We start from the raw sequence: 25,236 nt of genomic DNA, 5'->3' as shown, positions 1-25,236 counted from the left end.
TAGATTATTTTAATTGGGTTACTTGTAAATTAAGTGGTGCGACGCTCAATAAACAATAACGGATAATAACAATACTTACGGGCGGGGAGGCAAAGGGTAAAGCAGATATAATAGACTACGTTCATACCTGCTGCCCTAGAGTTCTACATAATATGCTGTGTGCCTTTATAGGTTTGCATGGCCATCAGTAGGTTTTACTTGTGGTAGAGGAGATATATCAACAAGGGCTATTAATACACTATACCCCTTGATGTGGCACTCGATGATGCCATGCTGAACGCTCAGCCACGACAAATACTGAGCCTGCAAACCAAGCGCTAATGACTGAAGTACCTGTCGATACCGTCAAACAACACCCTGCCTGTCAAAGTCAATTTGTGTCGTGTCATATACAAGACGCCGCAATCGATGAGCATCTTTATTATCTATATTACGAAGCCTTAATCCGTCAATTTTATTCTAAGATCATAATGCAGGCGGTGATTGCGTTATTTATTAGCAACGATATTAAACAGTTTAATCAACTCTATTTTGTGCTCAACGACAATAAGAAACTTTGCTAAATACTGATTGGCTTGTCTGCAAAGCTCTAAAAACTTACTACTACGAGGTATGTTAAATGGTGTAAAGGTTTGCTTATGTAAATTAGCAAAATCTACTATAAATGAGAAATTTAGCAGAGTATTTGTGACCGAGTACTGCCTTATGCTACCCTCAGCACGCTATAATACGCTTATTTAATATTCTTTAACTTTGGTCTGAGCCTATGCAACAATCCACTGCCCTTGATATTTTAAAGACGGGTCATAATGTATTTTTAACCGGTTCTGCCGGCTCAGGTAAGACCTATACTCTCAACCAATATATTCATTATCTGCGAGCACGGCGAATTGCAGTAGCGGTGACTGCTAGCACGGGTATAGCGGCGACGCATATGAATGGCACGACCATTCACAGTTGGTCAGGCATCGGCATCAAAGACGAGCTAACCGAGCGTGATCTCAAAAATATCAGCGGTCGCCGCTATCTGACCGACCGCATGAAAGAGACAGCGGTGCTGATTATTGATGAGATATCGATGCTGCATGCCAAGCAGCTGGATATGGTCAATGAGGTATTAAAACATGTCCGTAATAGTGAAGCGGCTTTCGGTGGTATTCAGGTCGTGGTCGCAGGTGACTTTTTTCAGCTGCCACCTGTGGGTGCGCGCGGCGAGAGCAATCGAGAGAAATTTGCCTTTATGTCAGCAGCATGGCTCGCGGCCGACTTCCATATCTGCTACTTAACTGAGCAGCATCGTCAAGATGATACGCAGTCTGGCGATACGCTCAATCTAGATGCTATTCTTAACCAGATCCGCGAGCAATCAGTCACCTTTGACGCCATTCATGCTTTAGAAGCCACCCATGCCCATGACGTCGATGTCAATCGTACTCGCTTGTATACCCACAATCTAAACGTGAATAAGATTAACGAGCGCGAGCTAGATGCTCTCTCCTCTAAGCCGGTCGTCTTTAATGCAACAGATTTTGGGGATAGTAAGCTGGTCGAGACCCTTAAGAAAAACGTACGTACTAGCGATGAGCTAACCCTAAAAATTGGTGCTAAGGTGATGTTTATTAAGAATAATAACGAGCTAGCAGTATCCAACGGCACAATGGGTGAGATCGTGGCCTTTGAGTCGCTTAAATCTAATGGCAAGGTAGACGATGAAGATAAAAAGGATGAGGCAGAACAAAAGCTGCCCGTGGTCAAACTAAATGATGGTCGGCGGGTTCGGGCGGAGCCTGAAGAGTGGATGATAGAAGATGAAAACGGCGAGGTGTTGGCAAGTTATAGTCAAGTGCCGCTGTGTCTGGCTTGGGCCATTACTATTCATAAGTCGCAAGGGATGACTTTGGATGCCGCCGAGATCGACCTGTCTAAGACTTTTGAGTTGGGGCAGGGCTATGTGGCCTTATCGCGTCTAAAGTCACTTGAAGGCCTACAGCTACTTGGCATGAATGACATGAGCTTGCAGCTTGACCCATTAGCTCGCGGCGCAGACAAGCGCTTTAAAGTGCTATCGAGCGAGGCTGAAGAGGCGTACTCAATGCTTGATGAAGCTAGCTTGAAAAAGACCCACGATGAGTTTGTGTTGAAGTCAGGTGGGACGCTGAGCCAGACAATCATTGATGCCTATGAGACCATGCGTAAGCGCCGAGCCGAAAAGAGTAAGGCGCAAGAAGACAAGCGTGAAAAGCTAGGTAATCAAGTCACAGATCAATCAGACAGTACTCTGATCGCCACCAAGCTATTGTTAGAGGAAAGCCTAAGTATCGCTGATATCGCTCAGTCGCGCGGGCTTGCTCAGTCGACTATTATGCGTCATATTAGTGAGCTTAAAAAACAAGACCCCAGCCTAAAGTGTGATCATTTGCGACCTGACGATGCTATTATGCTGGCCGTTGGTAATGCTTATGTTGCTATCAAAGTCGCTAACGATCCCAATGACTTCAACGATGATGGTAGTATCAAGCTTAAGCCTATCTATGAGTATCTTAAAGAGAAGGTTGATTATAATACTATTCGTCTGGCACTTATTTTCGTTACGCCTTGAGTGTCTTAGCTCAACCTCATTTATAACTTTGTCGTCATATCTTTAGTATTAATAGTGAGTCTGCCTTGTCCAACGCTGCCCCTACATATCACACCTCTACTGACCATGAGAAGAAGACTATCAATAGCCCTACGGCTGTTAAGTCTGAGCGGGCGCAAACTGAGCGCCACCAAGGTCGGACACTTCGGGTGGCTATTAATGGCTTTGGGCGAATTGGCCGCAACGTTCTGCGCGCACTGATAGAGCGCTTTGATGTATTAGGGCGCTCGTTACATATCGTCGCTATTAATGATTTGGCTGATGCAGAAACCTTGCTGCATCTGCTGAAGTTTGATAGTACCCACGGGCGCTTAAGTCAGCTTGGCGTCGACGCGACTTTCGATGAGACTCAAGGTGAGCTGTGTTTGAGCAAAGACGACAAGACCTACTGTATCACGATACTGTCGCAAGCTGCGCCTATTGACCTACCGTGGTCCGAGCTTAACGTTGATTTAGTATTAGAGTGCACAGGCCACTTCCGCTCCTATGATCAGGCATTTATGCATATTAAAGCCGGGGCTAAGCAAGTTATCGTCGGCGCAGCGCCCTTTGATCGAGTCGATGCTTGTGTGGTTATGGGCGTTAATGATGAGCTGCTCACTCGTGATTTGCCTATTATCTCCAGCGTTTCATGCACCACGCAAGCACTCGTGCCGCTGATCGATACTCTAGATAGGGCGTTTGGAATCGCCTCTGTGATGATGACTGAGATTCATGCTGTCACCGCTGATCAGACTGTCCTTGATCAAGCGCATCGTGACCTGCGCCGCGCTCGGGCTTCTGGTCATAATATCATTCCTACTACCTCGAGTAGCATTGCTGCTACTGAGCAAGTCTTACCGCACATTCAAGGGCGTATTAACGGTCATTCTATCCGTGTACCGACCATCGATGTCGCTGCTATTGATGTGACCGTGGTCTTTAATAATGAGGTCGATTTAGAGCAGGTCAGAAAAACCTTGATCAGGGCTTGTAGCGGACGATTGCAAGATATTATGGCCTATACTGATGAGCCGCTGGTCTCTAGTGACTTTATCCATCAGTCTGAGTCATTAATCATTGATGGTCAGCAGTTAATGCGAGTCGGTCAACAGTTCAAAGTATTCGCTTGGTATGATAATGAGTGGGGTTATGCCAATCGTTTACTTGATATGTGCTTGTACTTATCAAAATCAAGATAACCGTTATCAATATAATAAAAAAGGCTTTTTGCTGATTAGATTTCTCACAAAGTCTTGTAGTGGTTCAAAAAATTAAAAAAAATTGCTATTAGCACTTGCATTATAAATTTATATCGCTATAATAAGCCACCTAAAGGAAGCGTGGCAGAGCGGTTGAATGCACCAGTCTTGAAAACTGGCGTGGGTTCATAGCCCACCGAGAGTTCGAATCTCTCCGCTTCCGCCAAATTCAAGAATCCAGCTTATCGTTATGATAAGCTGGATTTTTTTTTGCGTCATTTTTGGAAGGTAAGTTTAGGTTAGCCGTCAGTTATTTAATTCGGTTATTATAGTGTAATTTGCGAATTTATTTTGCACTAATTTGAAACTCATTCTGCACTAGGCCAATCCCATCGATAAATCATGTTATCAATATAGCTAGCAGTCTTATTTATTCTAGAGACCTGGCTAACCTTTTCATAATTTCCTAGCCTTACCCAATCCTCATGAACGTTATCTTTAAGATAGTCCATATAACTAAGTAGCTCACTCCTAGTACTACTAAAAAGAATATAAGGTGGCCTTACTAGCTTCATCAGTCTTAAGAACTGCACCATGCCAAAGTACTCATTAAGTGCATACGCACCTTGCTTAGTATTTACGTAAGGTGGGTCTAACACAAATAGCGTTTTTTCCCTATTCCCATATTGCGCCATCAAAACTTCAAAAGACTCAGAGACGATACTTATACCATCCAGATAACCATCTGCACTCGGGTAATCGCTACAGCGTATACAGTTGTACATAGTGTGGTTAAAAAGCTCGTCAATACTACTAACTTGTTTACCACTAAATAGAAGCCATGGACAAATAGTCTGTAGGTCAATAAAGCCATCAAAATCTTTAATTGTCTTTTTAATTATTCCCCTAGTTTTAATATCCAACTTCTTATTACGAGGCTGATCGGCAATCGCCTCTTTAAGTAGGTTACGTAACCTATTAGTGTCAGATATAAGCTCAAGACGTTGGCTATAGTTATCGAAGTCATTGTAGATAACATTAGCCATAGGCCTTAGATGTTTGACGTTATTAGCAAGTAAGCCGCTACCTCCGAACACATCAATAACAGTCCAACCTTCGTCATCGTTTGGGATATTGTCTTCAATAACGAGCCGGAAGGCCTTTAAAAAATTACGTTTTTGTCCTACAAACGGAATTGGGGCTTTTGAGTAAAGTTTTGGTGCTGTGTTGCTCACGAGTCTTTCCTCTTTTATATTGAGACTCGTGGTCTTCTGATAGGGTGTTCTGGACACTCAAATGATTTAATGTTTTACATCGGCTACATTTAATTGAAAGTTGGTCAAATATGCCTATTTTAAGTAATTTTTTGCCGCACTCATGGCATGATATAAATTTCATTATTGTTCCTGTGCTTAGCGTTAGAATGGCGTTAGATTCTATGTTACACTCCGTTCGCTGTGTACACGGTAGCGGAGTCTTAGCTTTGCGACAGGTGTATTCTGTCAAGAGGGACAGTACGATGCTCCAACATCATACTGTCACTCCGTTTTTTTATTATGCAATACGTTCCCAGCAATCAATAGTTTGAGATGGCTGCTGGTTATTGTGGGGCAGACTACCTCCATTAGAAAACAGTGAATTACCACCAGTTTTTGTCATCACACTACCATCTTTTTCATCAGCCTCATGTTTAATATATACAGAACCACCACTACCATCTTGATTAATCGATATGTGTCCATTTTCGTCTGGAATACGACCAGAACCACCTTCATGAGCTGCCATGTACGCATGTTTATGCTCAGGCATCTCCTCAATAGTCAGCGTATGCTCATGCTCACCATACTTAGCTCCATGCGTCCTAAAATTGATAGGATCATCTGGGATATCAGAAAACCCGACAGCAACACGGCCTTGTAGAGCGCGACTCCATTCCCCATAACCTTTATATTCAGTGACTTCAGCAGCAGTGACAAAGTGTTCAGTAGTCCAGAATACCTCACCAATCTGCGTATCTTCATAGGTACGATTTTCGAGTTTTTTGATACGAACTCTGTCTTTCTTAATCATCTCTTTATATTCTTCGACAGCATCCTCTAAGACTTTTTTTTCACCAAACTGCTTAACCAGCGCCTTAAGTAACTGTCCGTTGTCCGATTTATCTAAATCAATACCCAAGCCTTCAATAGCACCCGCAATCTCTTCTTGTAGCGCATTGGCCCATTCTGGAGTGAAATAGGTAGCGTCCTGATTAGGTAGATCAGCGTTATCATGAAAGCCATTCTTACCTTCGCCATTGACATCGGCACGGGCCGTGGCAGAGTCGATACGATGCATAGTACGTCCTTATTTAATATCTAATCTTAATGAAGCAGGCAAGTAGTGCTTAGATAAACACGCCATATCTGCCTTGATAGGCTTTTCTAACGATAAGGTAACTCTAAAGCGCAATCGAGCTGTGTTAAGGGGATCAATACAAGTACCCGTACACTGCATAGGTACATAGGTTTGCATTGATAATATAGTTTGGTTATAGCGTTCAAAGAGCTTATATAGTCCATCAAGGTTTAACAGGACGTGACCCTCACGCCTCACCCTCTCTAACTCTCTCTTACGTTCTGTCAAAGAATCACCCACATTGCTTTGACCACACAGTAGCGGTAGCCCGTATTCACGCTCAAACTCATCAATTAATTCATCAGGGATTCCCTTTAATACAGCAAAGATTTGCTTTGATGAAGCCCGCACCAACTCTAACGCTTTGGTGTGTGCTAGAATATCTTTATATATAATTGTCTTATGGCTATGGTCATACGCACCGCTAGGCAAATGATGCATCATTACATTAGCCATGTTTGATCTAGTTGTACTTAATTGGCTGAGTTGACTCATAGCGCCACCGTAATATCACCAGAGCGAATCCAGCCGACTTGCTCCATGCTCACAGTCGGATTGACGTTTTGGTTGGGCGTGAGCTGCACATCAATCATACCCGGTATTGCCATTATCAGACTTGATAATACTGACTCTTTAAAGCTTTCTGCGGGAGCCAATGCTGTTAGGTAGTCTCTAATAATGGCATTAATTTCACCCGAATTTATATTGACGCCATTCACATTGGCGGTAACATCTAACAGCATTACCGTTGGCTTAAAGGTTCGCACATCTTCCCAGAATGCGGCAGCGTTTTTGAGTGCCTGCTCAGCTTGCGACAGTAAACTATCACTCGGTAATGTTGCACCATCAGCACCTTGGGCGGTGATTGCGACATCCACGCTACCAGCACCGCGACGCAGAGGATAGACATACGCATCAGCGACACCAGGCACGCCTAATACGGCCTGTCTTAAATCTTCTTTGCGAGATAAGTTTTTACCTAGCTTTTTCTTATTCCAAAGCCGACCTCGCCACCGCTCTAAGCTCTCACCATCTGAGCCTCCACTGATAACTTCAACTTGTGCCACGCTTTGCAAACCTGCTACTGGTGATACCCACCGCAGTGTACCTGATACGTTATAAGCCGCGCCCACCTTGTCAGCTTGTACAGGGACTAATACCGCCTTAGTAGCTGATAATGTCGCGGCGGCTGTGGTTTGCCAGTAGTGTCCGTAGCCGTCAGTCAGCTTACTGCCACTTGGTAAGTTGACGCCATCTGTAGTGCCAGCCGCCCACACTTGGCCTGTAGCAGTGGAGCCGCCAAGGCGTGGTAAAGTTAATTCGTCAGCATGAATAGAGAGATAAGCCTCGTCGGCGGTCTGCACGAATAGCTGCTTGAGTATGTACTGCTGATGACTATATAGACCTTCTGCGACTGCTGCTGTACCGGCTGCACGAATAGCGGCATCAGAGTCGCGCTTGGGCAAGAGGCCCGTATGATTGACATACTCCTGCATGATCGTGGCTTTAATGTCGCTATATTTAGGGGTTTTATACATTAGCCTGCTACCTGAACATTAATATGGGTGGTGACGGTACTACCATCAGTTGTCTTTAACGCAGCTTTTAGTTTCACGTATCCTTGTTCAGCTTGCTCGATTGCGACCGTAATATCGTTTAGATAATAGGCATCGCGTAACGGCTCTAAGGCCTGTTTGGCGTATTTAATAGCTTGACTACGCACTCGTGGCAAGTCTTTGCTACGTCTAAGCTTATACAGTTCGCTACCAAAGTCAGCATCATCAAAATATGATCCTTTGGGGGTGATCAAACGCAAATATGCCGCTTCAGCGAGAGCATATTGACCTTGCGTGGGCGGCGAATCAATACTAAGCAGCTTATAATCGCTAGTTTGTTGATCAAACTTAAACTTAAACATCATCAACCCCCAGATCTATCGGTATCATTAATACAGAAGGCGGTGATGTACCCTCCGCACTGTGGTTATGTTGGTTGTAAGTTTGACGCATCAGCTGCATGCTACTGGTACGGTCATAGATATCGCCCGCCGCATGAATATCACCATCCGTATATATATCTACATTGGTCTTCACCTTATCTTTACATAACCGTAGCTCAACACCATGCTGGTTATAGACCAAGGTTTCGCCATCTAGTACCTCTATAGCTACCGCGTCACGGCTACCGACAATTACAAAGTTACGGGCTTTACCAGACATCGGAAACATGATTACTTCAGCGTCTTTAGGTAGCCAGCTAGCAAAGCCAGCTTGCTGATACAGCGGCACATCATCAATAAGCTCACCACTTAACCCAAGTACCTGCAGGGCTTGATTGCCTGTGCGCTTGATTACGCCAACGATAGCTTGACGGACAACTGCAGCTTGCTTAAATGGGTTCATTTGACGTTTATTTCCTTATTAGGTCTGTGTGCTTGACAGGCTGCATCCAATCTTCACGTCGCTTTAGGTTCAGCTCAGTAATATGGCCGTCCACTCTTGAGAACTGTAGCGTACGGGCGTATATTACCCAGTCACCTTTAGCACGCGGTATCACATCACTATCAAAGCTTACCGCCCAGCCTGTCTGCCAAGGCTGCCCTTTATACATCCAACCTGATACTGATAGCGTTAGGTCTGTGGCGTTTAACCACGCATCAGCCATTGCCTTTTTGGCAAAGCGCTCAGCCTCCGCTTGAGTGTCAGAGCGGCTGTCACTAATAATATTATGACGCTTTACGGCAATGCGGCTATCTGTGACTTCCGCTTTGAAGTTCTTACCCTTGTTGTTTTGACCGATAATCTCAATGCTACTAAAAGCATTTGATACGTCATTTTGATAATCCGCTGCGAGCACATTATTTTGCTCGCGGCGCTCATCGCTATAGAGATAAAACTTCGGTTTAACTTTAGGCTGAAGAACATCAAATGGATTGCCAATCATCAACTCACCAGCAGCTGACATCCATACGTATTGACCACTAGCCTGAGCTGCTGCTGATAGTACATCCCAGATAGACTCGCCAATATCGACTCCCGTCTTACCCTTGAGCCAGTCTTGAGCCACATTGCCAATCTTAATAGGTAGACTAGCCAGATCGCCGCCAGTTACATAACGTTTAATCAGCTCAGACAAGCTTAGGTTAGTAGCGGCATCAATAGGGGCTGAGCAGTCCAATAACTGTCCAGCTAGATCCCGGCCAGATAAGTTTGTGATGAGTCCATTACGGCCCATACGCTGACTAATACGGTCTAGAATACCTGTCAGTACTGTCTCGCCATCACACGTCACCCGGCAAATATGACCAGCCGAAATATTGCTAGGCAGGGCATCATGCTCAGCGCCAAACCAACTAAAGCTAAAGGCATCTGCGGGTATGCCGATATCGCTATCAATAGTTATATCGTCCCAGGTATCACATTCAACGCCATCAATATGTAGGGCAATATTAGAGTTGTCTGATTTAAATAGCATAGGCGACAACTTGGGTCCCTGGCATAATATTAGAGGCATCAACTAAGCCACGATTCAAGCGAGATAGTTCAGTAGCGCGGTTATGATCACCATACAATTGATGGGCAATGAGCCGCCATGTACTTGGCACAGATATGGTTTGAGTAATCAGTGGTGGTCGGCTATTTATTACCGCATCTACCAGAGTTTGCAGCTGGGCAGCTGCTTTTTTTAGGTCTGCGATAACGGGGGTTATATCGATGTTAATAATAGGTAGGTTATGATCATTCTGGATTACTTCGTCATTACGTATCGTATCGATAGCAGCTTGAATGCTAGCGCGGGCCTCATCAGTAATAGCAACAAGGTCAATCGGAGTGAGAGTAGGACTGCGTTGCTCCGCCTCTAAGACAGTCAATAAACCACGACTGATCATAGCGGCTGGCAGTACTTGTCCAACGCGGCGCAGTGGTGCGACATCATTACTGTCAAACACATTACCGATACGTTTTATTTGGTTAAATAGCCTGCGCCAATTAGCCATAGGATCATAGCCGAGGGGCAGCATTTTAACGATGCTATCTACGTCACTGACAATACTACCCAGCCAATCAGGCGGACTTAATAGGTTGTCAATACGTACTAGATTGGTGCCGAGTGTCATGCGTATATCACGCAAATTAAACCTAATCTGTTCAGGGATGCTTCGCGCTTGGGCCACAGCGACCTCATTCGACATCGTATCGAGCTGCTCTTGATACTCGGCCATCTCTTGAGTGGGCTTTGACAAGATGAGGTTATCAGCCTGCTGCGTAGCAGTTGGCATCGGTTCAGGTTTAAAGTATTGAGTATGACGCTTAGGTTTGGCAATAATGAACTGCATCTCTACTGTGCAGCCATCCACAATGTCAGAATCATGCTTGACAGAATGACTGGCGCAGACAGCATTCACAGTACCAAACACAGGATGAACAAGCTCACCACTGCCTTGGGCTTCTAATGCGTCAATCAAAGCATCGAGTGTAGGCTCGTAGTCGTCACCGCTAAGCAGCGCTGTCATACTGATTTGTTTAGGATTATTACCCATATCAATAATAACGGCATCATCAGCGTAGGGCGCTTGATGTGTGGCTAGCGACTTGGCACGGCTATCATCGATACCGAAGTAGTCGAATGCGATACCTCGGAAGCTAGCGTCATATAAGGTGTGCTGCCATGCCATAGGGCGACTCAAGTAATTGGTTAATTATTGAGTTGATTATGGCTTAGATTAGGATTACCTAGTACAGGATAGAGTTCCGAAAAAAACCCTGCTCATATGGCAGGGTTTATTACTAGATAATAATCAAATATTATTTGTTAGCTGGCAAGTCAAACATTCCAAATAGATAAGGAGCATTTGTAGTTCCACCTATAGAGTTATCAAAGCTCAATCTACCTACGACAATTCCGCAAAATATCGCATTGGAGTTCGCCACCAAGTCACCAGTAGATCCAAAAGCAGTAAACCTATAAAAGTTCATATCGTAATCTGCTAGACCACCATTATAGAGAGGTTGTGACATACTTCTGTCAGTATCAATTTCTACAATATTACCGTTTACGCAAAGCCGTTTACCATACTCTGCAATTGGGTCTTTCATTACTTTACCGTAGGTTGTTTCTTCAATAGCATTCAACTCCTCCCAAGAAGCTCCTACTTTTTCGTTCCAGTTGATAAAAGGCCCTAATACCGCTGGAAATTCATTATAGTAATCCATTTGACTAGGCTTAAAAGCAGTAATTGCTGACTCTAGATTAGCGGGTTCATTTGAATGGTTTTCTTCAGCTTCAGCTTCAACTTCAGTAGAGTGATCTATAGTTGGCCCACTACTACTAGGAGTATCATTACTAGAACAAGCAAACAGGCCAAGACTCAATATTGTTATAATTGTAGAGTTTCTCATTTAATATCCTATAGTTGATATTTAGCAACATACCATAACATAATTAAATATCACCTTTGTGCCGTTTTTATCCTGTTATTTATAAGGCCCAAACTGACCACGCTTGGTTTTCTTTGATATCTCGTCCATGATATTCATCGCCACTGCCCGACCACCAATGGTGATTCGCGGTGGATGCACAGTGACCGTAGGCGGCGGCTTAGCGGCGATGGTTTGTAGCTGACCTATCATCTGTGCCTGCTGCGCTACTACCTGACTTTGTATCTGATTGGTTTGAGCCTGTTCATTAATCATTTGCTCTTGTTTAGCTTTGGCTTCTTGCTGCTCAGCAATCATTTGATCGTATTTTTCATTGGCTGCTTGCAGTTCTTGAGCGCCGTCATGACCAAATGCGGCCATGGTATTGGTAATAGCACGTTGTATTTTATCGCCGATAGGTGTCTCGTCTAGTTTATCACTTACCCAATTTCCGGCTTTATAGCCAACGTAAGCAGTAGCAGCTACTGCAGCTACCTTACCGCCTGCGCGAGCTGCACCAGCCCCCAGACGACCACCCCCCAGACCACCGCCACCCATTAAAGAGCCGACAGTACCCATAGCAGCAATACTAGCAAGCGCCACCCCAGCACCATAAGCCGCTTTAGACAGCTCTTCATGGTTCTGCATAAAGCCAGCCATCTCAGAGTTGAAAGTACTCAGTGCTCCATTCACATCTTTATAGAGGTTGTAGTTGATATTGAGCTGTTCTTGTTGCCGTTGCCGAGCGGTTGCCCATTCATCGTCTTTGAACAGCTCATAAAAATCGTTAACTGTGCCACTGGCGTTATCTAGACCTGACTTAATGCGCTTGTTTTCATCGCCACTACTGCTGACGGCTAGTGCTGCCATTAAAGCTTGACGGTCTGCAATGATGTTACCTAAGTTAGTACCTTGCATCATCTGAGTCATCTGCTCATACAATGCTTGTGCTTCTTTACCACTGGCATTGTCTGCTTGACTCTTAAGACTTTGATACTGGCTATTACCTTCAAGCTCACGTTCAAGTAATTTTACAAAGGCGTCAACTTGGTCAACTCCTTTTGCTTTTTGTATTTGTGCATAGGCTGCCCAGTCTAGGCCGCCACCTTTAACAGTTTTAGGATCACCAGGGCGCGGCGTTATATTCTTTTTTATTGACCTGCTAAACTCATTACTATTGAGCTTTTGTAGTAGATTGACGACATTGTTCCCCGCTTCATCTTCAGTACCAGCGGTCCGCATTGCTACCTGATTCATGGCTACAATCTTTTTAAAGCCTTCTAGGCCTCCATACCCTGCAGCTTTAGCAAGTGGTAATTGCTGACTCAGATAACGTGCCATCGTGTTGTATTCAAAGCCTCCAAGTTGCCCACCTGCTACCGCGATATCCTGACCTTGGGCGATATCTTCTTCAGATATACCGAAGTTTTTGAGTTGTAAAGTCACAGAAGCGGCGTCAATAGGGGAGGCCTCGGATACGAAAGAGGCGCGTTGAGTGGCTCCTAGTACCGCTTTGACAGAGGCCATATCGTACTCACCACTACCGATCAGCCGCTGCGCCGCTTCAATTGCTCCATCGCGGGTACCGCCACCTTGACGCACGGCTTCTTTTACTGAGTTACCAAGCTCAATTTTAACCAGTTTACGTTCAGCCACAGTCATATCCTGACCATACGTTGCTGTGCCAGCGGTACGAGCTAACTTCTCATCATACGTCCGTGCAGGATGGATCTGACTTTGCAGCACCATAGCCCCTGCAGCCACGCCACCAGCGACAGCGCCGACGTTGCCCATTCGACTAGTAAGTCTGTCAGACGTTCTCAGCTCATCATTAAGCCTACGTACCTCTTGACGCATGGCTCGATGCGCGCGGCGGATGTCGTTAGAGGTCGCATTAGCAGAGGCGCGCAGCCGTCGATAAGCCCGCTCCTGATTGCGAATCTCATCTCGGACTTGGCGCTGCGTCCTTAGTCCCAAGCGCTGCATATCATTGATCGTGCGCGTGTCACGGCGCTGCTGGTTAGCAATGCGGGTCAGCTCACGGCCAGCATTACCGCGCAGCAGTAGCCTGAGGACGACAGTATTGGTTGACATAGATTAACCTTTATTAAGTTGAGACTTTCGATGTCGGGCGACGAGTTTGCAGCTGGGGTTGGGGCTGGCCGTATTGACCAGTGATTTTGGCAGAGGGACGCCAGCAGGTTGAGAGTCGTGTTTAGATTTAGTGCTATTAGGCGGACTACCAAGCATATCTAACGCCATACCGACGGGCATATCCCACGCCTCGCGGTAGGGTACGCCAGCCTTGATGAGCAGGCCGACTAGGCGGACGTGGTTGCTTGTCTTTGCTCTTTTTTTTCCAGTCGCATCCGTGCCTGTTCAATCTCGCGGCCATCTTGGCGGCTGCATCCGGCCAGCTCGTCATAGCTTAAGCAGCGGCCAAGAGCGGGTACATGAGTCATACAAGCCAGATCGACAAGAGCCTGCAAGTCGGTCTCGCGGGCCTTGAATGACGCCTCGTAGCTCTCACCCAGCGTGATAGGCCGTAGCTCAACCTCCTTGTGCCGAGTATCGTCGATTAGGATTCCGACAGGCAGTTTGATAGCCTCTACCAATGGAGTTTGCGCGCTGTTATCAGGTTTAGCTTTTGGCATATTAATGTCCTTACGTACCATTATTTAGGGTTGATTTTTAAAGGGGTTCAGCCAATGGCCTATTGAGCATATTTAGCCAGTTAAGACGTGGCCTCGCCGTCCTCAATGATGCGATCAAGCGCAAACATCTCGATAGTCCGCGTGGCCTCGCCGTCCAGCTTATAGCTCTCTGAGACATCGGTGGCCTCGCAGCCTGTATAAGTAGTTCGGTGACCACCGTCCAGCGACTCGACGGTGACGCGGCCATCTTCGATGTTCGCCCAGTCAATATCTCCGGATTCGGGTATGATCACCTCAAGCGATAAAGTGATCGAGCTTGTCGTTTTGGTCTTTTTACGAGTCTTACCTTGTCGGTTCATGGTGGCCACGGGCTTTTTACCCGTTACAAACTTAGGGCTAACACTAGCGCAGTCATACTCCACGCCATCCACGGTCAGTACAATGGTACCGACGACATCTGCATCACTCATAATCCAATCCTTACTATTGATAGTTGTTTATAATTAGGGCTTTAGCCTAAGACTTATTACATATCTACTTAGTACACATCTAATATCGTGTTAATGACGTGCATACCTCGTACCCTGAGTCGCGTTTAAAAAAAGCACTGCTTTTTTAGCGCCACAAGGGAAATCCTTTAAATAGGATTTCCAAAAGGTCTAATAAACATCCAACGTTGTGTTAATGACGTGCATACCTCGTACCCTGAGTCGCGTTTAAAAAAAGCACTGCTTTTTTAGCGCCGCAAGGGAAATCCTTTAAATAGGATTTCCAAAAGGTCTAATAAACATCCAACGTTGTGTTAATGACGTGCATACCTCGTACCCAATGAGACGGTATCCGCGCATCAACCGCCGTCTTATCCAGCTTGCTCTGCACCACCGTCAGCTCATCTTTAGTTGCTTTGACGTGTTCAAGAATCTCAGCATCGTTCATCTTTAAGCAGCGGTCGAGAAACAGACTACGCAGATTGCGCCGTGCAGCCGCCGTATTTTTGCGGCGCGGGTTCGCGGCAGCGGCAGCTCGAAGGTCACGGCGCACATAACGCAGTATCAAAGCTGCATTGATATCTAGCAGTAAATCATCAGCTTGGCCGGTGACGGGGTTGATTTGATAAGTACTGATTAACCGTACGATTTCAGGCTTATTATCATGACCAACATCGACCATCGCTATGCCAGCATGCAAGGCCTGTTCAATACGGGTTTTAGTCAGTCGGCTACTGCCATCAACTACAGGTAGATTGGGTAGCTTACAACCGTTAAAGGGTAGAGCTGGATCGGCTTCACTGGCAATTGTTGCTGCGACGCCAGCTGCTAGCTCAGGTTCAAAGCCTACCGCACCGTGATAGCACACTGCTACGATGCGATAGCAGCTTTTGACAGCAGGGTAGGCGGCAAAGGCAGTTGCCTCGTCTACGTCGGTAAAAGGTACGATTAAGATCGCATCTTTTTGTTCAGTTTTTGATGATACAAAGTCTAGGTGTTCAACCCAGTCATTGGCATCAGCCTCTGAGCTAATGGGTGCGTCGAGTACGATGATGCTGTGGCCAGAAGCGACCAGATTAGTTTTTATAGGCATTTTATGCTCCGGTTGTTATGTTACTCATTAAATTTTTATCAGCTTTCCATTCAAGCTTGCATATCGCCTTGTTTAAAGATTGCATTATTACTATTAGTTGAAAGCTCACAAGCTCTATCAAACTTTTGCAAGCTACCTGTTGACAGATCATCTAGTACAATTACTTTATAGCCTGCATTTAGTAGAGCCAGCAAAGTATGAGAACCGATATAACCACAGCCACCTGTTAATAAAATCATCTCACACCTGCTGTATTATCAATTGGCTTATACTGACAGCGTAGCTGCTTGGCCTTAGCGCCTGCTTGTATACAGCGTCTAATAAAATCTCCATCATCCGACCTGCCTTTATCTCTATATCGTACTTTAATATAAAGAGTATGATGCACGCCGATTCTGCCGCTGCGACCGTCCGGCTGCCATTCTGATTGCTTTGTGATCAATATCTCATCTTTTTTAAGCGAGAATAGGGTTGCCTGCAAATCATTATCAATAAAGTTGTCAGCATCGAGATTAAACAGCACTCTGCCAGTTGCCATTTTATGAGCTAAGTCTTTGACATAACCGCAGGACCATCGCGAGCCATCGGCAAATACCTTATTCTCAATATGAGTCTTAACTCTTAGTCGACCATCTTCTATGTAGTCAGCATAGTTATCACGTAGATAATGCTCAGTCTCATCATCGTTATAAGCAAGTATACAAAGTTCAACTTGACCAGTTTTAGTATAAGCAAGGTTGTGGGCTATAGTTTGCTTAAGCTGCCAAAGCCGCTTATGACAAGTTGTGCAGTAAGAGATTCGCATTATGCGCTACGTTGTATCTTGAAGATGATGGTGCCGTCGTCAGTGATAAAACCATCATAAATTTCGTCTGAATATAGTTTTTGCTCATCGCTTGGATACATTTTGATCAGCATAAGCTCGTTATTGCCGGCTGCTGGATCGATATACAATCCGCCGTCGCTGTCAGTATAGAGAGTAACTAAATGACTGATCTCATCGTGCATCTGTGTCAAATCATGTGACTTATCAGCGTTAAACATAACGCCGTTTATCTCTAATGCAAAATAAGCGGAAGTATTATTGCTTGTGTAATCATTTTCTTGTTTAAAGTTTTTAATCCAAACTGAAGTGTTTATCACGAGCGCGTCATAATCAGTGTCTGTTGATTGACGATCATTAACACTACTTACTTTCCCACCACGTTTACGCGCACCTCCTGCGATACATTGACCGCCGCTGTTATCATACGTCCTGCGTTAGAGTTGTCACCGCATAGTGCATCAGCGCTGGCAGTATCATAGATAGCCGTTGGCGCAGCTGGCGCGGCGGGGTCGCTCACCACCATCACCATCGTATGATTTTGGCTCGGCAGCCCTGTGCGTTGGGTTTGCGTGTTGATCTCAGTATAAGTACCCGGTGTACGTTGCATAAAATTATCCTTATAGGTTTAAAGCGATCTGATCAGCGGCAAGATGATGCTCATCATCGCTGCCCGCATCATAGATATAATCCACATTAATGGTGTTAAGCCAAGGTGTATCCGCCTCTCGGTCAGGGTTATTTAAAGTGGCGCTGGTGATAAAGTCATAGGCCATAACAGATACGACCTGGCCCTTAGTTTTAGAGTTAAACAGGACACTGATTTCACCAGCTTCCATCGGGTCGATGGAGAGTCCAAGATTGCTTCCGAGTAGCGCGTGCTCGACCAGTGCTATCAACTGATAGCTACCGATGCTCAGCATAGTGCCATCAGCTTTAAACGCCCCTTGACGGCTGCTCTCTTCATTGCGCCCAGAGTTGGCCGCGACCAGTACGGTAAAGACATATTCACGCACACGCTTTTTAGCTCCTACCTTTTTAGGCTTACCAGAGCTTTTGAAGGTGACCCAAATGGCAGGGAAGCTTGCGACCACTTGCGCAAACGCATCAGGCGACTCGGCATCAAAGTCCCCGGCATAGCTTTTGATACAGCGGACGAAGCCGCCCCCATGAGAGCTGTTATAGTCATGCAGCGTGTCTTTAGTGCCCTGTTCTATCTCTGCTAGCATAGGTGCGCCCTTTTACTGCCTAATAGTCTAATATTGCGAATTGCCAAATACACTAGGGCGGCCACTGGTCATCTGAGCTAGATTAATACTGGGCGCAGCCTCGGTCTGCGCCGATCCTGCACCAATACCAATCTCACCTTTATTGACCGCTTTCAGGTTTTTCACCGCCATCTCGTAGCGCTTCTCATCGCGATCACTAACCCGAGCATTACCGAGAGCCACATGATAGCGAGCCACATCGCAGGCCATCATCTGCACAAATGGCGACTTAAGCACCGTCGGTACATGTAGCTGCTTGGCCAGATAAGCGTCGACCTCAGAGTTTGCCGATTTGATAGCCGCCTGTAGCTTGACCACATTAATCTCACCCGTGTACGGTGCTTCAGTATCGGTAATCTCTACCAAATCCTCAGTGCCGCATCGGGTGATCATCGCCTCGACTGTAGCGTAGGTATTGCTGGTGTTAACATTAAGGCTACTGCTATCATTCATCGGTCGAGTATCCTTTTCGGGTTATCGGGCATCGAGTTATCGAGTCAAGTCTTTAAGCGGTTAGGTAGGGCGTAGGTCAGCCTTGACCTTTGAGCATCAACTGCCAGAAGCCATAACCTGCACCGTATCGAGCTTCCGCGCCGAACTTATAAGCACCGCGCATGAATACATCTGGCGCATTGAGGTCCGTTTGAGCGACAAACACGGGCTTCTTACGCTCTTGTAAGATAAGCGCTTTGACTGGCATTGACGTATCTTCTAAGTACCACTCGCCTGCAGGGATTTCACTGATGACCAATAGCTCAGCCGAGCCTTTATAGATATTTTGATCGCCATTTTCCAGTCTGTCAGCAGTCACTAGCGTGCGAGCAGTGTCCTCTAGGTCTGGACCGACGATCAGCAAGTTAGGTTTTACTTTTAGCTTACGGTCAAACTCATCAGCATAATTTTGCATGATGGTGCGGCCAATACCAAAGCCTGCTTTAGCAGCTTCGAGGGACGCGGCTGACAATGGCTTATTAAGTAGGTTACTAACAAATGCTGGTTTACCCTTTACCGTGACAGGATGTTTAGCACCAAAGAATGGCGTACCGTCATAGCATTTATTCTTATCGCCATCGACGATCAATTTTGCGGTCATCTCATCAGGCAATTGCTTAGCTGACCAACCTGCTTGCTGAGCCAGATTGTTGTACTGACCAATATTGTCGTCTTCGATATCGTTTCGCTGAACTTCGACCGTTACCTCGAAGTCATCATTGACGATGGTGTAGCCCTGCTTAGACAGTTTGTGCACCACTTTATCGCCGATCCATTCGCGCATACGCGGGAACTTCGACAGCCAAGCATACGTCTCTTGACTGTTTGAGCTAGGTACCGTCATTGCTACTTTACTGTGAAATGACTCGGTTTTATTAAACGTATCGTTATAGACTTTCTTTAAGCCCGCCGCGATGGTGTTTAGCACAGGTCCAGTTACGATCATGGGATGTCCTTATAAATAATTTAATCTGATTAGTGTTTAGATGCTGCGTTTATTAGCCTAGTAGCTTAAGAGAGTAGCTCAGGTTAGCTTAAGGCGCTGCGATATCAATCATGCCAAGGGGCGTGCCGCCGATCTCTACCCACACTTTGCTACTGTTATAGTCCATGCCCATCATTACCCCGGCAGCCAGTTTAGGCCCAGAGCCTTGGGTGACTTTACCAACCGTATTTTTACCCGTTAGTACCACTACCGAGCCAAAGTCTGCTTGAGTCACAGGCTGCTCTGGGTCATTTTCCAGTAGATACTGACGGTTACGCGTGACAGTGATATACATACCATCATCAGCCAGCTCATTCGTGTCTAGCGTATGTTCGGCTCGGCCGATTAAGTTAATAGCATCATCATCAGAGGCAGGGACAGCAAAGCCATCGGCATTGACCGCCACCAGCTCGCCTTCTTCTATAACCATAGTCATGGCGGATGCGATAGCGAGTGGAATCGCGATACCTTCTCGGTAGGGTGTGTTTAGCATGTTGTATCCTTTGATCTACAAGTTATTAATTTAGGATTAAATAGAGAGCCGACTTCGTTAGCCGTTTTAGACTTCAGCGTTTAGCTGAGCGAGCATATCGGTCTCAGAGATACCCATGCCTGCGGCCACTGCTTTTTGCTCTACCGATAGCGCCGCGATTTTTGAGTTCCCATGAGACGCTGGGTCTGGCTTACCATCGGTTTGACTCTGGGTTAATGCCACCATGCGAGGCACACCCTCTAGATACTTAGCAAAGCCATCTGGGTCTTGCTTGGCGTAGGACGTTGCCCACTCTTGCTGCGCGGGTAGCAGGCGACCATCAGACAGAGCGGTTGTAATAAGCTGCTTAGCAGGGTCAACTTGATTGCCTTGTAATGTGACAATCTGCTGATTGAGCGCCGCTACGGTATTATTCATCGTAGCAATAGGCACATACTTAGCAGGGTCAGGCGTGGTATTGATGCTAGTCAGTACTGTAGACAGAGCAGCCAGCGGTTTATCCGCGTCTACTTCGACATCCGCATCAGCAGCAGCGGCTTTAATTTTATCCAGCTCACCGTTTAGTGCCTCGGCCGCTTGCTCTTCTGTGGTGTCGGCGCTTAAGCCGAGTTGGGCGATGATGAGTTTTAATAATGGCTTCATAGGGTTGTCCTGATTATTGGATGGGTTTAAAGAAGTAGATAATTTAGACAGCGGCGCGATTAGCTTTTGCGATAGCGCCGTCAGCTCATCGAGTGTCAATAGAGCAGGCTGATTGGTAATCGCGACATTAAGCACCCCAGTGACGTTGCCGTCTGTGTCATAAGCGATTACAGGCGACTTATAGCGGTATTCGCGGTCAGCGATGGCTCGGGTTGCTTTTGCCGTCCAGCTCGGTGATTTATTACACAGTCCGATGCCATCTACGTACTCAAACTGACCTGCGGACAGCCAACCAGCCGCAGGTGCGGGTTTGCCGTTTTGCTCTTTGTATAGTGTCTGGTGCTCGTAGTCGATGACCATATCAGTCGGTAGCGCATTTAGAGCCTCTGCCAGTGATTTTCCATTGACAGCGTCTAGCTTCCAGCTACCACATTCAGTAGGTCTGCCATCTCGCGCTCGTGTCTCGCCCTCAGGGAATACCAAAAAGCTCCCCTCAGGGACGGCACTAGAGGTAGCAATCTCTAATGACAAGGCTGCGATATAAGGCTGCTGATATGACGAATTTTTCGGCTGACTATTGTCCGCTGGTTGACTCATTCTTATCTCTTAAAGTTATATCTAGTAAAAGTTGGTATCGTGGTTATAATGGTTATTAGGCGAAATTCACATAACGTCCCCCTATGCTTTGCAATCTTAATTAACGCTTGTTTGCGAGTCAGATATTCCGTTAAGATGACCTCATCATCTCAATATCGACTTGATTGATGCACAGGGCGCAGTTCCGATATTTAATAGTCATAGATTTCGTTATAAACTGAAGACACAAAAAAACGCCCTTCTAAGGGCGTTTAATCTTTAAGTCAGGTATTGACCGCATTTTATTCTTAGCGTCCAAATATGAGCAATCTAACAGGGGTCTAACGCTATTAATACACTGTGCCGTGACCCTAGTTGTCTATCTACTCATAATCTATCCGCTAAACCTACCTTGCAAATACAGCAGCACCACCTCGCTAATGCCATGAGCCGCCTCATCTTGTAAGCTGCCTTGGTTATCTATTGGCAGATAAGGCCGAGCAGGGACATATATCTTACGGCCGATACCAGCCCAGCCGCCGAATTGATGGATGGCCGCGTACTTGCTCGCTTGATTGCCACCGCCTGCACTGATAGAAGCACTATCAGCAGTGCTGAATTTCTGCACGCTGTTATAGAGCGAGTGTGTGCGGCGCAGTATGCCATCGGTGCTGATGCCTCGGCGCTTATAGTCTGTTATGGTTGCAGGCGATAGTGGTCGCCAGCGCGGCCTTCCCATCGACCTGTAGTTCTGCTGAGTTTGGGACAGCAACTGAGTAGCGATAATATTGGTCAGCGGCGCAGTATCAGTTAAGCCACGCGCTGCCTGATTGAGCACTCGCTGCAATTGATCAGTGATTAGGATTGGGGTTGGCATCGCAGTCTCTTTAGTTAACGGTCATTTTTTTTAACAGTACTACTTGCAATTACCTTTAATTGACGTTATTTTTAACTTGACACTGTGTACTCAACAGGAATGAGGTCTGGTTATTTATAACCGTCTAATGCGGGTTCGAGTCCCGTCCAGTGTCATCTTTTTTAGTCACTGTCAGCAAGATAAGTGTAGTTATTGCCTTTTTTGACATTACTTACAGTATCGACCACGATAGTTCGTATCACATTGCCTACATAATTCTGTTTTGCATCCACCGCATCACGTCCTTTGATACGCTTGCCGATCTGCACTAGCATCTTATATTTGCCACCTTCGACATCGAACACCAGCACCGGATACTGATTAATATTGTCCCAGTACAGCGCGTGTTTGCCAGCCAAATGCTGCACTATATTAGCGACCCACTCAGGGTTGTGGTTTTTGTGCGCGCGGCTTAAATGCTGCAAAGTAATCCGATCATGCAAGGTAATGACGGCACTATCTAACTGGATACCACGCTCATTGATAATTGGTATAAACTTGGGAGCAACGACGCCCACGTGGCGAAATTCGCCCTTGGGCCGTTGCGGGTCTACCGACTTTACCCACTCTTTAACATCGTTATTAAAACGGCTCAGTACCGATTGACGCGTTAATACGGCTGTCATACTATTCGCACCCAGCAGTGCAGGGACTTGTGCTGCCTTGTCTAGCATCGGCTGTATCGGTAATGCGTCACCGGCGTGCACCCAGCCTGGGTCAGTGCGGTAGACAGGCTGTCCTGGCAATCTTAGGATATTGACCGGAGCCTCATAAGCGCCATTGCCCCCTTGCACGGTGAAGATTTCGGTGCTCACATACTCGCTAATGTCCTCATGCAATACTGCCCCTTCATTGTCGATATATTGCTGCGCTTGCTTAGCGGTTAGCAATATCTCATCACAGCGGCAATTCCAAGCTTTACGCGGTTTGATCGACTGATAGTATGGGTCGGCTCGGCGGAATATCTTATTGTGCAGCGCTCGATGGCTTGGGCGACAGCGTTTATCTTGACGCGTTATCCAGATAGCATAGGGATAGATATCGTAGTCGCCGTGGTGCTCGCGGGCCTTATAATAAGCTTGATTGATATTGGTGTTGTAGATGGTCTTGAGACGGTGATCACTGCCGAGCTGCACGGTCTTAGATGTGCCGTCATCCATCAACATCTCTTTTTTGCCCCACCAGCCTTTATCTTGCAGCATAGGCTTGACAGTATCGCGCCAGTCAGTAAACGACATGTTTTCTTCCATCGCTGTGACCAGCGAGCGCTGCACCTGTGCTGTTATGTCTAGGTCGGTCATCTTAGCGACCACAAACGCATGATCATGAGCGCGGCCCTTGACCTCAGCATAGTCGATACTGGCCTTAGGTTTTTTAGACTGAAGATACTCAATCGCTGCGTCAGCTCGACGGTTAAACATATTGCTAAGGTTGATGTTAGAGTCGCTACCGCCAGTCGGTTTAGATTGTGGCATCGACTACCCCTTATTTACTTTATCTAACGGCTCCAGCGGTTGCTGATGCAGCGCTCCCCACAGACCAGCAGCAGTCATATACTGCTCAAGGCTCTCGGCTAGCGCATCTACTGCCGCGCTAGGCTCAGCGCTTGACAGTATTGCCAGTGCCTCATCGTAGCCAGTAGCCGCATCTAATTTATCGACTACCGATTGCCCCAGTCGCTGGCTCATCAGCTCTATATGATCTTTAATGGCCTCATCATCAGCGGCGTCATCAAGCTGCTGTTCGGCGGCCTGCGATTGCGAGGCCATACTACCAAGTGCGTTATGCGCCATCTGCGCTGTCAGTGCGGCTTGATAGCTCAAAGCTTCAGGTTTGGTATTGACGATAGTTGTCGACACAATAGCCTCATCAATCCCTGCGACTGGGATACCCAGCTTGCCGTGCAGCCACTCAGCGCCGATTCGCATACCTTGGACACCAGCGAGCTTAGGAATAGCCTCAGCAAAGGTGGTGATATCTTCAGGCTCGGACAAGTCAAAGACAAACTTGGGATAGCGTCTCGGGTGTACATTTGGAAAGTTGATGCGCATGAGTGGTGCTACAAGGTCGCGGCTAAAGCTTGTCGCCAGCTGCCGTGCATCACTATCGCGGATCTCAAGGCGAGCGACCTCATGGATATTACCGAGCGCATTGGTACTAGACTTACCATCGGCTTGAGTCGTTAGCGTGCCGCCCAAGATGGCTTTGGACTGCGTCATCTCACACCACTTGATCATCGACTCAAAGGGGTCGCTTGTGCCTTTAGCGGCCTCTTTAAAGTCGATTTGCATACCTTGGGGTATGATGCCCGCCGCGCGGTGACCGATGTCCATCACGGCCCGCAATAGCGTGTATTTCTCGCTTTGGGTTGCGCCAGATGGATAAGTACCGAGACGCAGCGGCAACCCGTAAATCTCCAAGAACTCAGCCAGATCACGCACTGAGTAGTTTTTAAACACATACGGCCACGCTAAGATGCGATGAAGTCCACCGCGTACTAGATAGCCTGACTTAGCTTTATGGGTGTGCATCAGCCACTTGTTATTCCATAGTGGCTCGGGGTCATTGATGCCGTTGGCCAGCATCAGCGTTCGATTGTCCGATGCAATAGCGAAGCGTTGCGGCACTTGAAATTCCAGTGATTCAATATACCAAGTACTGTCGTCGCGCACCCAGCTGATTTCTTGACCACTAAAGCCTTTGCCGATAGCATCTAGCGCATCTTTAATCACAATGTCAAAGTCACCGATCGCGCGCATTAGCTTCTGAATGACCGCCGCTTGGGTTTTTTCAGCTGCACTCGCATCCTCAGGTGGTGCGACATACCAGTCTAGACTCAGTAGCGTCCGTTTGCGCTTGTCCAGCTCAGCAAAGATATGACCGTCGCGCTCCTCCATGTCCTCAAACAGCGCCAGCATGTCATTCATACTACCTGACTCAGCGCCAGTCAGTAGTTGGTGCAGCTTAGCAGGTGTTAGGCCCACCGCTGGATGTGTTAGCTCGGGTCGCTCCCAGACGTGCGCGCGCTCATCGGTCTCTGCTATTTGCGAACCAGTGAGATTCTTAAGCTGTGTTTTGACCATTGGGTTACCAATGATAAGGCCAGACGCTTGCTTAAGCGCTGCTGTAGCTTGCGATAGTGATGTAAAAAAAGACATAGACGCCTAGCACCA

The 25,236-nt window shown here is 46.6% G+C and carries 29 protein-coding genes and 2 tRNA genes; 4 read left to right on the top strand and 27 right to left on the bottom strand.

All coding sequences use genetic code 11. From position 1 onward, the window contains the following. Nucleotides 1-766 precede the first annotated feature (766 nt). The 3 genes from EGV92_RS13600 to EGV92_RS13590 all read left to right on the top strand — a co-directional run bounded on the left by EGV92_RS13600 (nucleotide 767) and on the right by EGV92_RS13590 (nucleotide 4,045). Entirely contained in the window at nucleotides 767-2,599 is a 1,833-nt protein-coding gene (locus tag EGV92_RS13600) for an AAA family ATPase (protein ID WP_131669849.1), read from the top strand. A 188-nt stretch (nucleotides 2,600-2,787) separates the two neighbouring features. Next, complete coding sequence (locus EGV92_RS13595; protein ID WP_131669866.1) at nucleotides 2,788-3,819, top strand: type I glyceraldehyde-3-phosphate dehydrogenase; 1,032 nt, start codon at nucleotides 2,788-2,790, stop codon at nucleotides 3,817-3,819. Nucleotides 3,820-3,954: 135 nt separating this feature from the next. Further along, nucleotides 3,955-4,045: transfer RNA gene (locus EGV92_RS13590), tRNA-Ser, on the top strand. A gap of 142 nt (nucleotides 4,046-4,187) precedes the next feature. Here the strand turns inward: EGV92_RS13590 and EGV92_RS13585 are convergent. The 25 genes from EGV92_RS13585 to EGV92_RS13470 form a co-directional block, all read right to left on the bottom strand. Beyond that, nucleotides 4,188-5,054: a DNA adenine methylase gene (locus tag EGV92_RS13585; RefSeq protein WP_131669848.1), complete on the bottom strand. Its 867-nt coding sequence runs from the start codon at nucleotides 5,052-5,054 to the stop codon at nucleotides 4,188-4,190. Continuing rightward, nucleotides 4,990-5,217 carry a Com family DNA-binding transcriptional regulator gene (locus EGV92_RS14380; protein WP_131669847.1) on the bottom strand — a complete coding sequence of 76 codons (228 nt, stop codon included), beginning with the start codon at nucleotides 5,215-5,217 and terminating at the stop codon, nucleotides 4,990-4,992. The genes EGV92_RS13585 and EGV92_RS14380 overlap by 65 nt, the downstream gene beginning before the upstream one ends. 156 nt (nucleotides 5,218-5,373) lie before the next feature. Then, nucleotides 5,374-6,156 carry a phage tail protein gene (locus EGV92_RS13575; protein ID WP_131669846.1) on the bottom strand — a complete coding sequence of 261 codons (783 nt, stop codon included), beginning with the start codon at nucleotides 6,154-6,156 and terminating at the stop codon, nucleotides 5,374-5,376. A gap of 9 nt (nucleotides 6,157-6,165) precedes the next feature. After that, nucleotides 6,166-6,660: a hypothetical protein gene (locus tag EGV92_RS13570; RefSeq protein WP_131669845.1), complete on the bottom strand. Its 495-nt coding sequence runs from the start codon at nucleotides 6,658-6,660 to the stop codon at nucleotides 6,166-6,168. Between the two features lie 47 nt (nucleotides 6,661-6,707). Then, nucleotides 6,708-7,754 carry a baseplate J/gp47 family protein gene (locus EGV92_RS13565; protein WP_131669844.1) on the bottom strand — a complete coding sequence of 349 codons (1,047 nt, stop codon included), beginning with the start codon at nucleotides 7,752-7,754 and terminating at the stop codon, nucleotides 6,708-6,710. Continuing rightward, nucleotides 7,754-8,134, bottom strand: coding sequence for a phage GP46 family protein (locus EGV92_RS13560; RefSeq protein WP_165525632.1), 381 nt, complete (start codon nucleotides 8,132-8,134; stop codon nucleotides 7,754-7,756). Before EGV92_RS13560 ends, EGV92_RS13565 begins: the two co-directional genes overlap by 1 nt. Beyond that, nucleotides 8,127-8,618, bottom strand: coding sequence for a phage baseplate assembly protein domain-containing protein (locus EGV92_RS13555; RefSeq protein WP_131669842.1), 492 nt, complete (start codon nucleotides 8,616-8,618; stop codon nucleotides 8,127-8,129). Before EGV92_RS13555 ends, EGV92_RS13560 begins: the two co-directional genes overlap by 8 nt. A gap of 7 nt (nucleotides 8,619-8,625) precedes the next feature. Beyond that, the gene (locus EGV92_RS13550; RefSeq protein ID WP_131669841.1) at nucleotides 8,626-9,690 is read right to left on the bottom strand and encodes a phage baseplate assembly protein; all 1,065 of its coding nucleotides are present in this window, start codon (nucleotides 9,688-9,690) and stop codon (nucleotides 8,626-8,628) included. After that, nucleotides 9,680-10,891, bottom strand: coding sequence for a DNA circularization protein (locus EGV92_RS13545; RefSeq protein WP_131669840.1), 1,212 nt, complete (start codon nucleotides 10,889-10,891; stop codon nucleotides 9,680-9,682). The genes EGV92_RS13550 and EGV92_RS13545 overlap by 11 nt, the downstream gene beginning before the upstream one ends. A 130-nt stretch (nucleotides 10,892-11,021) precedes the next feature. After that, complete coding sequence (locus tag EGV92_RS13540) at nucleotides 11,022-11,615, bottom strand: hypothetical protein (RefSeq protein WP_131669839.1); 594 nt, start codon at nucleotides 11,613-11,615, stop codon at nucleotides 11,022-11,024. 75 nt (nucleotides 11,616-11,690) lie between these two features. Further along, a complete protein-coding gene (locus tag EGV92_RS13535) occupies nucleotides 11,691-13,727 on the bottom strand; it encodes a phage tail tape measure protein (protein WP_131669838.1) in 2,037 nt (678 codons plus the stop codon). A gap of 3 nt (nucleotides 13,728-13,730) precedes the next feature. Continuing rightward, nucleotides 13,731-13,907: a hypothetical protein gene (locus EGV92_RS14015; protein WP_165525631.1), complete on the bottom strand. Its 177-nt coding sequence runs from the start codon at nucleotides 13,905-13,907 to the stop codon at nucleotides 13,731-13,733. Between the two features lie 47 nt (nucleotides 13,908-13,954). Beyond that, the gene (locus EGV92_RS13530; RefSeq protein WP_131669837.1) at nucleotides 13,955-14,287 is read right to left on the bottom strand and encodes a hypothetical protein; all 333 of its coding nucleotides are present in this window, start codon (nucleotides 14,285-14,287) and stop codon (nucleotides 13,955-13,957) included. Nucleotides 14,288-14,367: 80 nt separating this feature from the next. Continuing rightward, nucleotides 14,368-14,757 (bottom strand): hypothetical protein, encoded by a 390-nt coding sequence (locus EGV92_RS13525; protein WP_131669836.1) that lies wholly within the window; start codon nucleotides 14,755-14,757, stop codon nucleotides 14,368-14,370. Nucleotides 14,758-15,067: 310 nt separating this feature from the next. After that, a complete protein-coding gene (locus tag EGV92_RS13520; RefSeq protein WP_131669835.1) occupies nucleotides 15,068-15,868 on the bottom strand; it encodes a phage tail protein in 801 nt (266 codons plus the stop codon). A gap of 50 nt (nucleotides 15,869-15,918) precedes the next feature. Then, the gene (locus tag EGV92_RS13515; RefSeq protein ID WP_131669834.1) at nucleotides 15,919-16,107 is read right to left on the bottom strand and encodes an NAD-dependent epimerase/dehydratase family protein; all 189 of its coding nucleotides are present in this window, start codon (nucleotides 16,105-16,107) and stop codon (nucleotides 15,919-15,921) included. Continuing rightward, nucleotides 16,104-16,673, bottom strand: a complete 570-nt coding sequence (locus EGV92_RS13510) for a hypothetical protein (RefSeq protein WP_131669833.1) — start codon at nucleotides 16,671-16,673, stop codon at nucleotides 16,104-16,106. The genes EGV92_RS13515 and EGV92_RS13510 overlap by 4 nt, the downstream gene beginning before the upstream one ends. Then, nucleotides 16,673-17,011, bottom strand: coding sequence for a hypothetical protein (locus EGV92_RS13505; RefSeq protein ID WP_131669832.1), 339 nt, complete (start codon nucleotides 17,009-17,011; stop codon nucleotides 16,673-16,675). The genes EGV92_RS13510 and EGV92_RS13505 overlap by 1 nt, the downstream gene beginning before the upstream one ends. A gap of 47 nt (nucleotides 17,012-17,058) precedes the next feature. Further along, nucleotides 17,059-17,301 (bottom strand): hypothetical protein, encoded by a 243-nt coding sequence (locus EGV92_RS13500; RefSeq protein WP_131669831.1) that lies wholly within the window; start codon nucleotides 17,299-17,301, stop codon nucleotides 17,059-17,061. Nucleotides 17,302-17,311: 10 nt separating this feature from the next. Further along, nucleotides 17,312-17,920 carry a phage protein Gp37 gene (locus EGV92_RS13495; protein WP_131669830.1) on the bottom strand — a complete coding sequence of 203 codons (609 nt, stop codon included), beginning with the start codon at nucleotides 17,918-17,920 and terminating at the stop codon, nucleotides 17,312-17,314. 27 nt (nucleotides 17,921-17,947) lie between these two features. Then, the gene (locus EGV92_RS13490; RefSeq protein ID WP_131669829.1) at nucleotides 17,948-18,412 is read right to left on the bottom strand and encodes a gp436 family protein; all 465 of its coding nucleotides are present in this window, start codon (nucleotides 18,410-18,412) and stop codon (nucleotides 17,948-17,950) included. A 76-nt stretch (nucleotides 18,413-18,488) separates the two neighbouring features. Further along, a complete protein-coding gene (locus EGV92_RS13485) occupies nucleotides 18,489-19,397 on the bottom strand; it encodes a Mu-like prophage major head subunit gpT family protein (protein ID WP_131669828.1) in 909 nt (302 codons plus the stop codon). Nucleotides 19,398-19,485: 88 nt separating this feature from the next. Beyond that, the gene (locus EGV92_RS13480; protein WP_131669827.1) at nucleotides 19,486-19,929 is read right to left on the bottom strand and encodes a hypothetical protein; all 444 of its coding nucleotides are present in this window, start codon (nucleotides 19,927-19,929) and stop codon (nucleotides 19,486-19,488) included. 66 nt (nucleotides 19,930-19,995) lie between these two features. Beyond that, the gene (locus EGV92_RS13475; protein WP_131669826.1) at nucleotides 19,996-21,168 is read right to left on the bottom strand and encodes a phage protease; all 1,173 of its coding nucleotides are present in this window, start codon (nucleotides 21,166-21,168) and stop codon (nucleotides 19,996-19,998) included. 373 nt (nucleotides 21,169-21,541) lie between these two features. Next, nucleotides 21,542-22,024, bottom strand: coding sequence for a phage virion morphogenesis protein (locus EGV92_RS13470; RefSeq protein ID WP_131669825.1), 483 nt, complete (start codon nucleotides 22,022-22,024; stop codon nucleotides 21,542-21,544). 78 nt (nucleotides 22,025-22,102) lie between these two features. On the opposite strand from EGV92_RS13470, the gene EGV92_RS14010 reads away from it, so the two are divergent. After that, nucleotides 22,103-22,179 (top strand) — tRNA-OTHER (locus EGV92_RS14010). A gap of 6 nt (nucleotides 22,180-22,185) precedes the next feature. Here the strand turns inward: EGV92_RS14010 and EGV92_RS13465 are convergent. Both EGV92_RS13465 and EGV92_RS13460 read right to left on the bottom strand, forming a co-directional pair. Beyond that, nucleotides 22,186-23,538: a phage head morphogenesis protein gene (locus EGV92_RS13465; RefSeq protein ID WP_131669824.1), complete on the bottom strand. Its 1,353-nt coding sequence runs from the start codon at nucleotides 23,536-23,538 to the stop codon at nucleotides 22,186-22,188. A 3-nt stretch (nucleotides 23,539-23,541) separates the two neighbouring features. Further along, nucleotides 23,542-25,221: a DUF935 domain-containing protein gene (locus tag EGV92_RS13460; RefSeq protein WP_131669823.1), complete on the bottom strand. Its 1,680-nt coding sequence runs from the start codon at nucleotides 25,219-25,221 to the stop codon at nucleotides 23,542-23,544. Nucleotides 25,222-25,236 lie beyond the last annotated feature (15 nt).

The sequence above is a fragment of the Psychrobacter pygoscelis genome (assembly GCF_004335015.1).
GTDB lineage: Bacteria > Pseudomonadota > Gammaproteobacteria > Pseudomonadales > Moraxellaceae > Psychrobacter > Psychrobacter pygoscelis.
Note: the sequence above shows the minus strand (reverse complement) of the source record. Positions and strands in the feature narration are given on the sequence as shown.

Coding starts and splice junctions, on each gene's coding strand:
- EGV92_RS13515 (WP_131669834.1), bottom strand. CDS start 16,107: ATGATTTTATTAACAGGTGGCTGTGGTTATATCGGTTCTCATACTTTG.
- EGV92_RS13575 (WP_131669846.1), bottom strand. CDS start 6,156: ATGCATCGTATCGACTCTGCCACGGCCCGTGCCGATGTCAATGGCGAA.
- EGV92_RS14380 (WP_131669847.1), bottom strand. CDS start 5,217: ATGAAATTTATATCATGCCATGAGTGCGGCAAAAAATTACTTAAAATA.
- EGV92_RS13465 (WP_131669824.1), bottom strand. CDS start 23,538: ATGCCACAATCTAAACCGACTGGCGGTAGCGACTCTAACATCAACCTT.
- EGV92_RS13530 (WP_131669837.1), bottom strand. CDS start 14,287: ATGCCAAAAGCTAAACCTGATAACAGCGCGCAAACTCCATTGGTAGAG.
- EGV92_RS13510 (WP_131669833.1), bottom strand. CDS start 16,673: ATGCGAATCTCTTACTGCACAACTTGTCATAAGCGGCTTTGGCAGCTT.
- EGV92_RS13460 (WP_131669823.1), bottom strand. CDS start 25,221: ATGTCTTTTTTTACATCACTATCGCAAGCTACAGCAGCGCTTAAGCAA.
- EGV92_RS13470 (WP_131669825.1), bottom strand. CDS start 22,024: ATGCCAACCCCAATCCTAATCACTGATCAATTGCAGCGAGTGCTCAAT.
- EGV92_RS13555 (WP_131669842.1), bottom strand. CDS start 8,618: ATGAACCCATTTAAGCAAGCTGCAGTTGTCCGTCAAGCTATCGTTGGC.
- EGV92_RS13600 (WP_131669849.1), top strand. CDS start 767: ATGCAACAATCCACTGCCCTTGATATTTTAAAGACGGGTCATAATGTA.
- EGV92_RS13525 (WP_131669836.1), bottom strand. CDS start 14,757: ATGAGTGATGCAGATGTCGTCGGTACCATTGTACTGACCGTGGATGGC.
- EGV92_RS13485 (WP_131669828.1), bottom strand. CDS start 19,397: ATGATCGTAACTGGACCTGTGCTAAACACCATCGCGGCGGGCTTAAAG.
- EGV92_RS13520 (WP_131669835.1), bottom strand. CDS start 15,868: ATGCCTATAAAAACTAATCTGGTCGCTTCTGGCCACAGCATCATCGTA.
- EGV92_RS13570 (WP_131669845.1), bottom strand. CDS start 6,660: ATGATGCATCATTTGCCTAGCGGTGCGTATGACCATAGCCATAAGACA.
- EGV92_RS13540 (WP_131669839.1), bottom strand. CDS start 11,615: ATGAGAAACTCTACAATTATAACAATATTGAGTCTTGGCCTGTTTGCT.
- EGV92_RS13490 (WP_131669829.1), bottom strand. CDS start 18,412: ATGAATGATAGCAGTAGCCTTAATGTTAACACCAGCAATACCTACGCT.
- EGV92_RS14015 (WP_165525631.1), bottom strand. CDS start 13,907: ATGCCCGTCGGTATGGCGTTAGATATGCTTGGTAGTCCGCCTAATAGC.
- EGV92_RS13550 (WP_131669841.1), bottom strand. CDS start 9,690: ATGCTATTTAAATCAGACAACTCTAATATTGCCCTACATATTGATGGC.
- EGV92_RS13495 (WP_131669830.1), bottom strand. CDS start 17,920: ATGCTAGCAGAGATAGAACAGGGCACTAAAGACACGCTGCATGACTAT.
- EGV92_RS13565 (WP_131669844.1), bottom strand. CDS start 7,754: ATGTATAAAACCCCTAAATATAGCGACATTAAAGCCACGATCATGCAG.
- EGV92_RS13560 (WP_165525632.1), bottom strand. CDS start 8,134: ATGTTTAAGTTTAAGTTTGATCAACAAACTAGCGATTATAAGCTGCTT.
- EGV92_RS13475 (WP_131669826.1), bottom strand. CDS start 21,168: ATGAGTCAACCAGCGGACAATAGTCAGCCGAAAAATTCGTCATATCAG.
- EGV92_RS13535 (WP_131669838.1), bottom strand. CDS start 13,727: ATGTCAACCAATACTGTCGTCCTCAGGCTACTGCTGCGCGGTAATGCT.
- EGV92_RS13500 (WP_131669831.1), bottom strand. CDS start 17,301: ATGCAACGTACACCGGGTACTTATACTGAGATCAACACGCAAACCCAA.
- EGV92_RS13545 (WP_131669840.1), bottom strand. CDS start 10,891: ATGGCATGGCAGCACACCTTATATGACGCTAGCTTCCGAGGTATCGCA.
- EGV92_RS13480 (WP_131669827.1), bottom strand. CDS start 19,929: ATGCTAAACACACCCTACCGAGAAGGTATCGCGATTCCACTCGCTATC.